Origin of the sequence: Arthrobacter sp. APC 3897, assembly GCF_030407495.1 — a bacterium.
Classification (GTDB): domain Bacteria; phylum Actinomycetota; class Actinomycetes; order Actinomycetales; family Micrococcaceae; genus Arthrobacter_B.
This window is the reverse complement of record NZ_JASDDG010000018.1, coordinates 70872-83300: the sequence shown is the minus strand read 5'-3', so window position 1 is coordinate 83300 and position 12429 is coordinate 70872. Positions and strand designations below refer to the sequence as shown.

General features: G+C 65.1%; 12 protein-coding genes. 8 read left to right on the top strand and 4 right to left on the bottom strand.

The annotated features are described in order from the left end of the window. Together QMA10_RS10365 and QMA10_RS10360 are read right to left on the bottom strand one after the other, a co-directional pair. A partial coding sequence (locus QMA10_RS10365; RefSeq protein ID WP_290168084.1) for a hypothetical protein occupies nt 1-202 on the bottom strand: 202 nt, incomplete at its 3' end. A 295-nt stretch (nt 203-497) separates the two neighbouring features. Then, entirely contained in the window at nt 498-1196 is a 699-nt protein-coding gene (locus QMA10_RS10360) for an FCD domain-containing protein (RefSeq protein WP_290168082.1), read from the bottom strand. A 172-nt stretch (nt 1197-1368) separates the two neighbouring features. Between QMA10_RS10360 and QMA10_RS10355 the strand changes: the two genes are divergently transcribed. From QMA10_RS10355 to fabF, 8 genes are all read left to right on the top strand, one after another. Continuing rightward, nucleotides 1369-2730: an SLC13 family permease gene (locus QMA10_RS10355; RefSeq protein WP_290168079.1), complete on the top strand. Its 1362-nt coding sequence runs from the start codon at nt 1369-1371 to the stop codon at nt 2728-2730. A 47-nt stretch (nt 2731-2777) separates the two neighbouring features. Next, nucleotides 2778-4001, top strand: a complete 1224-nt coding sequence (locus QMA10_RS10350) for a CoA transferase (protein WP_290168077.1) — start codon at nt 2778-2780, stop codon at nt 3999-4001. After that, nucleotides 3998-5509, top strand: coding sequence for a carboxyl transferase domain-containing protein (locus QMA10_RS10345; protein WP_290168075.1), 1512 nt, complete (start codon nt 3998-4000; stop codon nt 5507-5509). Before QMA10_RS10350 ends, QMA10_RS10345 begins: the two co-directional genes overlap by 4 nt. 87 nt (nt 5510-5596) lie before the next feature. Beyond that, nucleotides 5597-6823, top strand: a complete 1227-nt coding sequence (locus QMA10_RS10340) for a helix-turn-helix domain-containing protein (protein WP_290168073.1) — start codon at nt 5597-5599, stop codon at nt 6821-6823. Between the two features lie 108 nt (nt 6824-6931). Continuing rightward, on the top strand, nt 6932-7900 hold the full coding sequence (locus QMA10_RS10335; protein WP_290168072.1) for an ACP S-malonyltransferase: 969 nt from the start codon (nt 6932-6934) through the stop codon (nt 7898-7900). Continuing rightward, nucleotides 7897-8961 carry a beta-ketoacyl-ACP synthase III gene (locus QMA10_RS10330; RefSeq protein ID WP_290168070.1) on the top strand — a complete coding sequence of 355 codons (1065 nt, stop codon included), beginning with the start codon at nt 7897-7899 and terminating at the stop codon, nt 8959-8961. The genes QMA10_RS10335 and QMA10_RS10330 overlap by 4 nt, the downstream gene beginning before the upstream one ends. Before the next feature lie 87 nt (nt 8962-9048). Continuing rightward, nucleotides 9049-9294, top strand: a complete 246-nt coding sequence (locus QMA10_RS10325) for an acyl carrier protein (protein WP_104053860.1) — start codon at nt 9049-9051, stop codon at nt 9292-9294. An 89-nt stretch (nt 9295-9383) separates the two neighbouring features. Then, entirely contained in the window at nt 9384-10619 is a 1236-nt protein-coding gene (gene fabF, locus QMA10_RS10320; RefSeq protein ID WP_290168069.1) for a beta-ketoacyl-ACP synthase II, read from the top strand. A 139-nt stretch (nt 10620-10758) separates the two neighbouring features. On the opposite strand, the gene QMA10_RS10315 is transcribed toward fabF, so the two are convergent. Both QMA10_RS10315 and QMA10_RS10310 read right to left on the bottom strand, forming a co-directional pair. Continuing rightward, nucleotides 10759-11262, bottom strand: a complete 504-nt coding sequence (locus QMA10_RS10315) for a DUF3145 domain-containing protein (RefSeq protein ID WP_290168068.1) — start codon at nt 11260-11262, stop codon at nt 10759-10761. A 259-nt stretch (nt 11263-11521) separates the two neighbouring features. Then, nucleotides 11522-12409 (bottom strand): tyrosine recombinase XerC, encoded by an 888-nt coding sequence (locus tag QMA10_RS10310; RefSeq protein ID WP_290168094.1) that lies wholly within the window; start codon nt 12407-12409, stop codon nt 11522-11524. Nucleotides 12410-12429: the final 20 nt, after the last annotated feature.

The following is a 12429-nucleotide window of genomic DNA, read 5'->3' as shown; positions in this document are numbered from 1 at the left end:
CCCGGCCCACTTCCTGAAGCAGATCATCGCGGAAGAGGATTTCCATCCGGTGCAGGACTTTAGCCTGCTGGGCCTGAACCCACCGGGCCAGGGAATCCAAACGCGACAACACCACCCCGGCCTCATCCTGGGTTAGGAACTCCACACCCCGAACCGCCAGCGAACCCGTGAACCCGTCACGCCCCGGGACAACATCAGGCATGCCTTCAAAGACCGACCGGCTGGCCCCAGCATGCGGCCCGGCACCGGCTAAATCACCTGTGCCTTCGCGTCGAAAAGATCCGTCCTGATCCATGCCTTCAGGCTTTCACCCGGCACCGACACTTCCGTCCCGAAAACGGCTCTCGACGTCCCAAAAGAGACCCTTCTGGGACATCGAAAATACCCGTCTTTTTCGGAGGACTACCTACTACGGAAGACTGGTTACCTGCACCGGCTCAATGACCGAAACCACGCCGCATCCGGACAGCGGAGACGTTCAGAGATGCGGGACGTTCTCAGATTTCGGTCTTGGACACCAGATCGATATGTGCCTGCATGGCACGCGCCGCCGCCGCGGGATCTGCCGACTGAATGGCGTCCGCAATGGCCCGGTGGGACTGCAGGGACTGCTCCGGGCGTCCCGGCTGTCCGAGCGACGCCAGTCGGGTTTCCCGGACCAGCTCCGAAATGAACGTCATCATGGACGCCAGAATGGAGGAATGGGCAGCAGCGGCCACTGCTTGATGAAATTGCTCATCACCGGCGGTTCCCCGGCTCCCTTCAGCAATCTCCGCAGCCATGGTGTCCAGCGCCGCATCGATGGCCGCAAGATCCTCGGATGTGCGGCGCTCCGCCGCCAGTTCGGCAAGCTTCACTTCCAACGTGCTGCGGGCTTCCACGATCTCAGGCATCCGGTTGCGGTGTTCCCGCAGCTCGCGCAGCACTGATGCGACGCTCGGCCGGTACACGAGCACTGCCCCGGTCCCGTGCTGCACGTCAATCACTCCCAGAACTTCAAGAGCAACCAGGGACTGTGCCAGCGTGGCCCGGGAAACCCCCATACGCTCCGCCAGATCCCGCTCTGCAGGCAGCAGGTCCCCCGGTCCCAGGCCGGCTGCCGCAATGTAGCCCAGCAGCTGTTCCACCAGCCGCTCATACAAACGGGGCTTCGAAACACGAACAAATCCGTTGCCGTCACCGCTGCTGCCAGACATGGCGTCCTCTTTCTACGTCCACCGGGCATCCACACGGCTGGAACGAACTATAGCGAGGATTGACAAAGAGGCACAGTGTCTAAGAGGCTAGTCCAGTGATGTGGTCTGCATCACTTTAGGTTAGGCCGGCAGCCCGGGGGCAGTGCCGGCTCCTTCGACCAAGGGAACACAGATGTCCGCTCCACTCCTTTCCATCCTGATATTGGTGGCCATGTTCCTTTTGGCAACCGTGCTGCCGCTGAATATGGGGGCACTTGCCTTCGTTGGCGCCTTCCTCCTGGGCTTTGTCTTCCTCGACATGAGCACCGATGACATTCTCGCCAATTTTCCGGGCGCGCTCTTCCTCACCATCGTGGGCGTCACGTACCTCTTCGCGATAGCCCAAAACAACGGGACCATCGACCTGTTGGTGCGCGGCGCAGTGAAGCTTGTCGGGAACCGGGTGGCGCTGATTCCGTGGATCATGTTTGCCATCACCGCCATCATCACCGCAGTGGGCGCGCTCTCACCCGCCGCCGTCGCCATCGTGGCCCCCATTGCCCTGGGCTTTGCGGCCAAACACAAGATCAACCCCCTGATGATGGGCATGATGGTGATCCACGGCGCGCAGGCCGGCGGATTCTCACCCATTGCCGTCTACGGAGTCACAGTCAACGGCATCATCGGTGAAACCGATCTGGAATCCAGCCCCCTGTCCGTGTTCCTCGCCAGCCTGCTCTTCAACACCTTTATTGCCCTGATCCTGTTCTTCGTCCTGGGCGGCAGCAAGCTTCGCAGCGGCAAGGTAGGCGGCTTCGTGGAGGAAGTTGCGCAGGCGCGGATGAACCTCAGCACCGCAGGCCGTGCCGACGTCCCGTTCAAGGGATTCGGCTCCGACATCTACGGTCCCCGGGACCCCGCAGGCGACGGCCTGACCGCAACCAAGTCCCGTACGGAACTGTTCCCGCAGATCGTGACGATTCTCGGTTTGGTCGCCCTGGCCGTGATTGCCCTGGGCTTCAAGGTGGATGTTGGCTTTGTCTCCATCACCATCGCCGTGATCCTGGCGCTGGTCTCCCCGCAGGCCCAGAAGGGCGCCATCAACAAAATCAGCTGGACCACGGTTCTGCTGATCTGCGGCATGCTCACCTTTGTCGGCGTGCTCCAGGAAGCGGGCACCGTTGAGTATGTGTCCGACGGCGTCGTCGGCCTTGGCATGCCCCTGCTGGCTGCACTGCTCATCTGCTACATCGGTGCTGTTGTCTCAGCCTTCGCCTCCTCTACCGCAATCCTCGCGGCACTGATTCCGCTGGCCGTTCCGTTCCTCGCCTCCGGTGAGATCGGAGCCGTTGGACTCATCTGCGCCCTGGCTGTTTCATCCACGATCGTTGACGTTTCGCCGTTCTCCACAAACGGTGCGCTGGTTCTCGCGAATGCCCCCGAGGACATGGACAAGGACCGCTTCTACAAGCAGATCCTCAGTTACAGCGGAATCGTTGTTGTCGCCGGACCGCTGGTGGCCTGGCTGATCATGGTGGTTCCCGGCTGGCTTTAAGCCTCCCACCGCCCGGTTCCACACCCCCGCTACAGAAAGAGACTTCCATGAGCTCCACCTCCACTTCCCGCGGTCCGCTGGACGGCTACCTCGTAGTTGACCTCAGCCGCGCCCTGGCCGGCCCCCACGCCGGCATGATGCTCGCGGACCTCGGTGCACGCGTCATCAAGGTTGAAACCCCGGGCACCGGTGATGACACCCGCAGCTGGGGTCCGCCGTTTGTTGGCCCGGAAGACGATCTGCAGGCCACCTACTTCCTCTCCTGTAACCGCAACAAGGAATCAATCAGCCTGGATCTCAAGTCCGACGACGGCGTGGCCGTACTGCGGGACCTGGTCCGCCGGGCCGATGTCCTCGTGGAGAATTTCCGGCCCGGAGTGCTGGACCGGCTCGGTTTCTCTCCCGCCCAGCTGCACGAACTCAACCCCCGCCTGGTTATCCTGTCCATCAGCGGATTCGGGCACGACGGCCCCGAGGCCACCCGGAGCGGCTACGACCAGATTGTCCAGGGAGAAGCCGGCCTTATGTCCCTGACGGGTTCAGGCCCGGAGGACCCCCAGCGCGTGGGCGTGCCGATCGCAGATCTGCTCTCCGGAATGTATGGAGCCTTCGGCCTGCTGGCAGCACTGCTGGAACGTGAGCGCACCGGCAAGGGTCAGGTAGTGCGCACATCACTGCTTGCCGCCGTCGTTGGCGTTCATGCTTTCCAGGGCACCCGGCACACCGTCGCCGGCGAAGTCCCGGCGGCCCAGGGCAACCATCACCCCTCCATTGCCCCCTATGGCCTCTTCTCCTGCCGCGGCGGCAAGGTCCAGATCAGCGTTGGCAGCGAGAAGCTGTGGGAAACATTCGCGGCCACGTTCGGCATCGACACCTCCCGTCCCGAATTTGCCGGCAATGCGCAGCGGGTGCGGAACCGCTCCGCGGTCATCGAGGCCGTCGAAGAAGCGTTTGCCGAATATGACGCCGAACCGCTGCTGGAGAAACTGCGCGCCGCGGGTATCCCGGCCGGCAAGGTGCGGACCCTGGACGAAGTGTACGAATGGGAACAGGTGCATTCGCAGGGCCTGGTGGTCGACGTCGAACACCCCGTCCTGGGCAAGGTTGCCCTGCCCGGCCCGCCGCTGCGTTTCTTTGATGCGCAGGAAGGTACCGAAACCACCAACCGCAGCCACGCGGCCCCGCCCCTGCTGGACCAGCACGGAAGCCGGATCCGGGACTGGCTGGCCGGCAGCACCGGACAGGCCGAAGTCCAGGGACCGGGAGCATGAGCGTCCAGGCACGGCCCCGCCGCCTCAATGCCCGCGCTCTGCTCGATCTGGTGGTTGACCCCGGCACGTACGTCTCCTGGGACTCCCCGGTAACCTACACCGAGCACAGCAAGGCCTATGAAGCAGATCTCGCCGCTGCCAGGGAGAAAACAGGGGAAGACGAATCCGTACTCACCGGAGAAGGCCTGGTGCAGGGACGGCGGGTTGCTTTGGTGGTGTGTGAATTTGGTTTTCTCGGCGGCTCCATTGGTGTTGCCGCGGCGGACCGCCTGACGGAGGCCGTGGAACGGGCCACCCGGGAAGGGCTGCCTCTGCTGGCAGGTCCGGCGTCCGGCGGTACCCGGATGCAGGAGGGCACTCTGGCGTTCCTCTCCATGGTAAAAATCACCGCTGCCGTCCGCCGGCACAAAGAAGCGGGCCTGCCCTACCTTGTGTACCTGCGCCATCCCACCACCGGCGGCGTCATGGCCTCCTGGGGTTCGCTGGGGCACATCACCGTCGCCGAGCCCGGTGCACTCCTGGGGTTCCTCGGCCCGCGGGTCTACGAATCCCTGTACGGAGAGCCGTTTCCGGAAGGAGTTCAGACGGCGGAGAACCTGCAGGTACGGGGCCTTGTGGACGCAGTGCTTCCACCCGAGGAACTCGCACCCACCATTCACCGCGCCCTGTCGATGCTGCTGCCCGCGCCCGCTGATCCGTTGCCGGAGCCGGCATCCCTCAACGCTTCCCCTGCCGAGGTGCCGGCCTGGGAATCCATCACTATCTCCCGCAACCCGCAGCGGCCCGGAGTGCGCCAGCTGCTGCACTTTGCCGCCGCAGACGTCCTGCCCCTGAATGGAACCGGACAGGGTGAAAAGGATCCGGGACTGCTGCTGGCCCTGGCCCGCTTTGGCCAGACCTCCTGCGTGGTGCTGGGCCAGGACCGCCAGCGCGGGTCCCGGCAGCCGGCGCTGGGACCGGCGTCCCTGCGGGAAGCACGCCGCGGCATGCGCCTGGCTGAAGAGCTGAACCTTCCCCTGTTGACGGTTATCGACACCAGCGGGGCCGCACTTTCCAAGGAAGCCGAGGAGGGCGGGCTCGCCGGGGAAATTGCCCGCTGCCTGAATGACCTGGTCGGTTTGAACTGCCCCACGGTGTCTGTGCTGTTGGGACAGGGCGCCGGCGGCGGTGCGCTGGCGCTGCTGCCCGCTGACCGTACGCTGGCAGCGCAGCATGCATGGCTTTCTTCCCTGCCTCCGGAAGGGGCCAGCGCCATTGTCTACCGTGATACTGAACACGGGGCGCAAATGGCGCAGGAACAGGGTGTGACGGTCTCTGCCCTGGCGGCTCACGGAATAGTCGACCACATCGTTCCGGAGGAACCTGACGCCGCCGCCGAAGCCCCGGCTTTCTGCCGCAGGATGGGCCAGGCGGTGGAATATGAGCTTGCGGCACTGCGGACGGCGCCGCCGTCAGAACGGCTTGAGCAGCGCACCGCCCGGTTCCGCAGGCTCGGTTCGGTGGGGTGAGGCACGGGCCTGACCCATACCCCGGGTTGTAGCCTTCGCACAAAATGGTGCTTGTTCAGTGAACCCCGTAAGCTCAGCATTATGCCAGTGACTCGCAGCACAGCCGCGCCTCGACACGGGACGCGTGCCGAACCGGCGGACCCCTCCACCGTCGAACGCCTCAAAGCCAACATCGGAAAACTATCCACTGCCACGCTGAAGCAGCTGGACGTTTCCCTGCCCTGGTACCGGGGGCTTCGCCCGGATGAACGTTCAGCCCTGGGCATGGTGGCCCAGAAGGGCATCGCTTCCTTTGTGAACTGGTACGAGCGCCCGGCCTCTCCTGCCTGGGTCCTCAGCGACGTCTTCGGCACCGCTCCCACCGAGCTCACCCGGTCCATCAGCCTGCAGAAAGCTCTGCAGCTGATCCGGGTGGTGGTCCAGGTAGTGGAAGACCTGGTGCCTGAGCTGGCCGCCGACGACGACCAGGGGCCGCTGCGGGAAGCCGTCCTGCGCTATTCCCGGGAAGTGGCTTTTGCAGCAGCAGACGTTTATGCCCGCGCTGCGGAGACCCGCGGCGCGTGGGATACACGCCTCGAAGCGCTCGTGGTGGATGCCATCCTGCGCGGCGAAAGCTCTGATGCGCTGCGTTCGCGCATCGCCGCCGTCGGCTGGACCTCCACCGCACGGATCACGGTGATGGTGGGCAGTTCACCGTCGGATACCAATGCCTCCTTCGTCAACGAGCTGCGCCGGGCCACTGCGCGGCTCAGCGAAGACGCCCTCGTGGGAATCCAGGGGGAACGGCTCATCCTGGTGCTGGGCGGCATGGATGAGGGTGCCGGCTCCTACGGCCGGCTCGCGGAACTCTTCGGACCCGGACCCGTGGTCTACGGTCCTCCCGCGGACTCCCTGGTGGACGCCGGGCCGTCAGCCCAGGCTGCTTTCGCCGGGCTCACCGCCGCCCGCGCCTGGCCGGCGGCGCCGCGGCCGGTGGCGGCTGACGACCTGTGGCCGGAACGGGTCATGTCCGGAGATGACAGTGCCCGCAAGGCGCTGGTCCGGAGCATCTACCGGCCGCTGCTCAGCGCCTCCAACGGGCTGGCCGAAACACTCTCCGCCTACCTCTCGCTGGGGCATTCCCTCGAGGCAACGGCACGCGAACTCTTTGTCCATGCCAACACGGTCAGGTACCGCCTGCGGCGGGTCTGTGACGTCACCGGCTGGGACCCGATGCTGCCGCGCGAGGCCTTCGTGCTGCAGACGGCGCTGGTGGTGGGGCGCCTCGCCCCGCCCGGCAAAGCCGTTCCGGAGCGGTCCGCCAACCGGTCCTGAGCCGGTTGCAGAACCCCCGCCTCCTTGTAGACTTCCTACAATGCCGCACCGGGAGCTTGGTCTAAGCAAACACCCGGGAACTGTCCCTCTCTTTGGAAAGCTTGATACGTGCTCGCAATTGTCTGCCCCGGCCAGGGGTCCCAAACGCCAGGTTTCCTTTCCCCGTGGCTTGAACTGCCCGGAGTTCGGGAACACCTCGAATCACTCAGCGCCATCGCCGGCCTGGATCTGATCGCCCACGGCACCGTCTCCGATGAGGAAACCATCAAGGACACCGCGGTGGCCCAGCCTCTGATCGTTGCCGCCGGACTGATGGCAGCGCGTCTCCTCGTGGAACCGCAGGCACTCACCGCCTCCACCGTCGTCGCCGGCCACTCCGTCGGCGAGATCACGGCTTCGGCCCTCGCCGGCGCGCTGACCGAACCCGACGCCCTGATCTTCGTCCGCGAACGGGCCAACGCCATGGCCCGCGCGGCCGCAGAAACACCCACCGGGATGAGTGCCGTGCTGGGCGGAGACCCTGAGGAAGTTGCAGCAGCCCTGGCAGCGGCCGGCCTCACCGCAGCCAATGCGAACGGCGGCGGACAAACCGTGGCAGCGGGAACCCTGGAGCAGCTGGCCGCTTTCGCCGCAGCGCCTCCGGCGAAGTCCCGGGTCATTCCACTGAAGGTTGCCGGCGCTTTCCACACCTCCCACATGGCTCCGGCCGTCAGCGTGCTGGAGAACCTCCGCCCGCAGCTGCGCCCGGCCGCCCCCCGGCCCACCCTGCTGTCCAACTACGACGGCGCAGCAGTGGTGTCCGGCGAAGCCAACCTGGACAGCCTGATCAGCCAGGTTTCCCGCCCGGTCCGCTGGGACCTGTGCATGGAGTCCATGGCGGCCATGGGCGTGACCGGCATGCTGGAGCTGCCTCCGGCAGGAACCCTTACCGGCCTGGCCCGCCGCGGACTCAAGGGCCTGCCCACTCTGGCCCTGAAGTCCCCCGAAGACCTCGACGCCGCCCGGGTGTTCATCGCTGAGCATTCCGCCACCGCCGCCGCAGCAGCAGCAACCACCACCGGAGAAGGTAACGCGTGAGCACGCCCACCCTGAAGCAGTCCCCCGTCCACCAGTTCAGCCGGGTTCTCGGCATTGGTGCTTTCCGCCCCGACGTCATCGTGAGCAACGAAGATGTCTGCCAGTGGATCGATTCCTCCGATGAGTGGATCCGCCAGCGCACCGGCATCATCACCCGGCACCGTGCCGACAAGGGAACCTCCGTCATTGACATGGCGGAGGCCGCCGGCCGCGACGCCCTGGCAGACGCAGGCATCGACGGTTCGCAGCTGGGCGCAGTCATCGTTTCCACTGTGACCCACCCGTTCGCCACCCCGTCCGCCGCAGCAGAAATCGCACATCTGCTCGGCGCCGCTCCGGCACCGGCCTATGACGTATCGGCCGCCTGCGCGGGCTACTGCTACGGCGTGGCCCAGGCTGACGCCTTGGTGCGTTCCGGCGCGGCAGAGTACGTGCTGGTCATCGGCGTGGAGAAGCTCTCGGATTTCATCGACAACACCGAGCGCACCATCTCCTTCCTGCTCGGGGACGGCGCAGGCGCCGTCGTCGTCGGCCCCTCTGATTCCGCGGGCATCGGCCCGTCTGTCTGGGGTTCGGACGGGAGCAAGTCCAGCACCATCGGCATGACGCACTCCATGCTGGACATCCGCGAACTGTCCCTCGCCGCCGAAGCGGCAGACGGCACCGTTGGCGTGGCCGATGTGGCCGAGCGCGACACCAAGCTGTGGCCAACCCTGCGCCAGGACGGCCAGAGCGTGTTCCGCTGGGCTGTCTGGGAAATGGCCAAGGTTGCCCAGCGCGCGCTCGACGCCGCCGGCGTTACCGCCGAGGATCTCGGGGCTTTCGTCCCGCACCAGGCCAACATGCGCATCATCGATGAAATGGCCAAGCAGCTGAAGCTTCCCGAGTCCGTGATCATTGCCCGTGACATCGCCGACGCCGGCAACACCTCCGCGGCCTCAATCCCGCTGGCGACACACCGGCTGCTGCAGGAAAACCCTGAGCTCAGCGGCAAGCTGTCCCTCCAGATCGGCTTCGGAGCAGGCCTGGTCTTCGGCGCACAGGTTATCGTTCTTCCGTAACCCGTCCGCCCCCCACAAACCACTCCGCTATGCGGTTGGACCAATCCACGCCGGTGTATGCCGGTACCACGAGAAAAAGGAGCCACCATGGCTAGCAACGAAGAAATCCTGGCCGGCCTCGCCGAGATCGTCAACGAGGAAACCGGTCTGGCCCCCGAGTCCGTCGAACTGGACAAGTCCTTCACCGATGACCTGGACATCGACTCCATCTCGATGATGACCATTGTCGTCAACGCCGAAGAGAAGTTCGGCGTGCGCATCCCGGACGAAGAGGTCAAGAACCTGAAGACCGTCGGCGACGCCGTGGACTTCATTTCCAAAGCCCAGGCGTAATCCGCCGGCGGCCGCTGCCTGTCCCGGCGGCGGCCGCCGCGTCACCGCATGCACCTGTTGCTACACCAACGTTTTCGAGAGAGTGAATCATGGCCCGCAAAGTAGTCATCACCGGCCTGGGCGCCACGACGCCCATTGGCGGAGATGTTCCCACCATGTGGAAGAACGCCCTCAAAGGTGTCCCCGGCGCCCGTACCCTCGAGGACGATTGGGTAGCCCAGTACAGCCTTCCCGTAACCTTCGCCGCGCGTGTTTCCACCCCGGCCACTGACGTCCTCTCCCGCGTTGAGGCCAAGCGCATGGACCCGTCCACTCAGTTTGCCGTGGTGTCCGCCCGGGAAGCATGGGCTGACTCCGGCCTTGAGGACGTAGACCACGACCGCCTGGCGGTCTCCTTTGCCACGGGCATCGGCGGTGTGTGGACGCTGCTCGATGCCTGGGACACCCTCCGCGAAAAGGGCCCCCGCCGGGTCCTGCCCATGACCGTTCCCATGCTGATGCCCAACGGTCCCGCCGCCGCCGTCAGCCTGGACCTGGGTGCCCGCGCCGGCGCCCATACCCCGGTGTCTGCCTGCGCCTCCGGCACCGAGGCCCTGCATCAGGGACTTGAGCTGATCCGCTCCGGCAAGGCCGACGTTGTTGTCTGCGGCGGCGCAGAAGCTGCCATCCACCCGATGCCGATGGCCGCGTTCGCTTCGATGCAGGCCCTGTCCAAGCGCAACGATGATCCGGAACGCGCGTCCCGCCCGTACGACAAGGACCGTGACGGCTTTGTCATGGGTGAGGGCGCAGGCGCACTGGTGCTGGAGTCCGAGGAACATGCTCTGGCCCGCGGCGCCCGGATCTATGCGGAACTGGCCGGCACCGCCGTCACCGCCGACGCATACCACATCACCGCTCCCGACCCCGAAGGCCTGGGTGCCACCCGCGCCCTGAAAGCCGCACTCTCCGACGCGCGTGCCCGGGCCGAGGACGTGGTGCACGTCAATGCGCACGCCACCTCCACCCCTGTGGGTGACAAGCCCGAGTACACGGCGCTGAAAGCCGCGCTGGGGTCCCATGTGGACAATGTCGCCGTATCGGCCACCAAGTCACAGACGGGGCACCTCCTGGGCGCCTCCGGGGCCGTGGAGGCTGTCATGACCGCCATGGCAGTGTTTGACCGCCAGGCCCCGGCCACGATCAACCTTGAGAACCAGGATCCGGAAATCCCGCTCGACGTCGTCACCTCGGCCCGGACCCTGCCCGGCGGCGACATTGTGGTCCTCAGCAATTCGTTTGGCTTCGGCGGGCATAACGCGGTTATCGCCCTGCGAAGCTACTAGGTTTCCCGGCAGCATTGCGCTCCACGGCAAAGGCCGCGGCGGATTCCCGTAAGGGTCCGGCGCGGCCTTTTTCGTTAGCGGCAGTGATTGGCGTGGATCATTATGGAGCCGGCAGGCAGCTCAGGCGTGATCCGGAATATTATCCGACCTGGTGCAGCCAGCGGATATTGGCGCCGTCGCCGGCATGCCGGAACGGTTCAAGTTCGTCATCCCATGCCTCGCCAAGAGCCAGGGACAGCTCATGGTAAACCGCCGAAGGATCTCCGGCACCGTTCTCGTAGGCGTACCGGATTCGATCTTCAGAAACCATGATGTTGCCGTGGACATCAGTTGCGGCGTGGAAGATGCCCAGTTCCGGCGTGTGGCACCAGCGGCTGCCGTCCGCGCCGGGGCTCTGGTCTTCGGTGACTTCATAGCGCAGGTGCGCCCAGCCGCGGAGTGCGGAGGCAAGCAGAGAGCCGGTGCCCTGCTTGCCGGTCCATTCAAATTCGGTGCGAAGCATTCCGGAAGCAGCCGGCTGAGGGGTCCATTTTAGATCCGTTCGCTTTTCCACGACGGATCCGATGGCCCACTCAATATGGGGGCACAACGCAGACGGGGCGGAGTGTATGAATAACACGCCGTGGGCCATCACAACAGACATTCCATCCTCCATAGCTGTAGGTACGTCTTCCCCAACGACCTTCAACCCGGGTGAAATCCTCATGTTGCTTATCTGACCCAGTACGAACTGCGCCTAATTAGCTCTGCTGATGCCTTTCGATTCGACGAGACTTCGTGATTTTCTCAGACTTCATGCTTCTCTGAGCCTTTGTTCAATGCGAACTTAGCCTTATTGTGCCGCAAGTTATCCGTTTGTGCCAATAAACGGTACACCTGTTTTCGGTGCCTTCGGTTATCGATCAGGCCCTGGGATGAGCCTGCTGGTAGCTCGCGCGCAAACGGTCCACGGACACATGGGTATACAGCTGAGTTGTGGCCAGTGAGGAATGGCCAAGGATTTCCTGCACGGCCCTCAGATCCGCACCGCCGTCGAGTAAATGAGTTGCGGCTGAATGCCGCAACGCGTGCGGTCCGGTGGCTCCGGTGTCTCCCAGAGCTTCGAAAAGTCCGGAGACGACCGAGCGTACCTGCCGCTGATCAACCCGCCTGCCCCGTTGGCCAAGGAACAGGGCAGGACCACTGTCAGCAGTCGCCAGTGCCGGCCTGCCGCGGCGGAGCCAGTCATCCAGAGCAGCGGCCGCGGGCTGCCCGTACGGCACGGTCCGTTCCTTGTTTCCCTTGCCGATCACTGTCAATGTGCGCCGCTCAGGGTTCAGGTCATCAATGTCCACTCCGGTCAGCTCTCCCACCCGGATCCCGGTGGCATAAAGCAGCTCCACCAGAGCGCGGTTCCGAACGGCGACGGGGTCTCCTTCGGCGCAGTCTGCAGCGAGTGTGTCAAACAGGGCACCGACCTGTCCGGCGCGCAGCACCGCAGGCAGTGTCTTATCCCGCTTCGGTGCACGGAGCCGAAGCGCCGGGTCCGCACTGATGAGTTCCTCGCGGAGGGCCCATCCGGTAAAGCTGCGGGCCGTGGCAGCCCGGCGCGCCAGGGTTGACCGTGCCAGGCCGGCGGCACTGAGCGCACCCAGCCAACCGCGCAGGACGCCGAGGTCGAGGCCTTCCAGAGTCCGCACTCCCCCGGCCAGCGCATAGTTCAACAGCTGGGAAACGTCACCCTCATATGCCCGGACAGTGTGCTCGGAGCGGCCGCGTTCACTGGTCAGGTACCGGCTGAACCGGCGCAGGGCCCGGCTGAACTCACCCG

Coding starts and splice junctions, on each gene's coding strand:
- QMA10_RS10360 (WP_290168082.1), bottom strand. CDS start 1,196: ATGTCTGGCAGCAGCGGTGACGGCAACGGATTTGTTCGTGTTTCGAAG.
- QMA10_RS10355 (WP_290168079.1), top strand. CDS start 1,369: ATGTCCGCTCCACTCCTTTCCATCCTGATATTGGTGGCCATGTTCCTT.
- QMA10_RS10350 (WP_290168077.1), top strand. CDS start 2,778: ATGAGCTCCACCTCCACTTCCCGCGGTCCGCTGGACGGCTACCTCGTA.
- QMA10_RS10345 (WP_290168075.1), top strand. CDS start 3,998: ATGAGCGTCCAGGCACGGCCCCGCCGCCTCAATGCCCGCGCTCTGCTC.
- QMA10_RS10325 (WP_104053860.1), top strand. CDS start 9,049: ATGGCTAGCAACGAAGAAATCCTGGCCGGCCTCGCCGAGATCGTCAAC.
- fabF (WP_290168069.1), top strand. CDS start 9,384: ATGGCCCGCAAAGTAGTCATCACCGGCCTGGGCGCCACGACGCCCATT.
- QMA10_RS10315 (WP_290168068.1), bottom strand. CDS start 11,262: ATGTCTGTTGTGATGGCCCACGGCGTGTTATTCATACACTCCGCCCCG.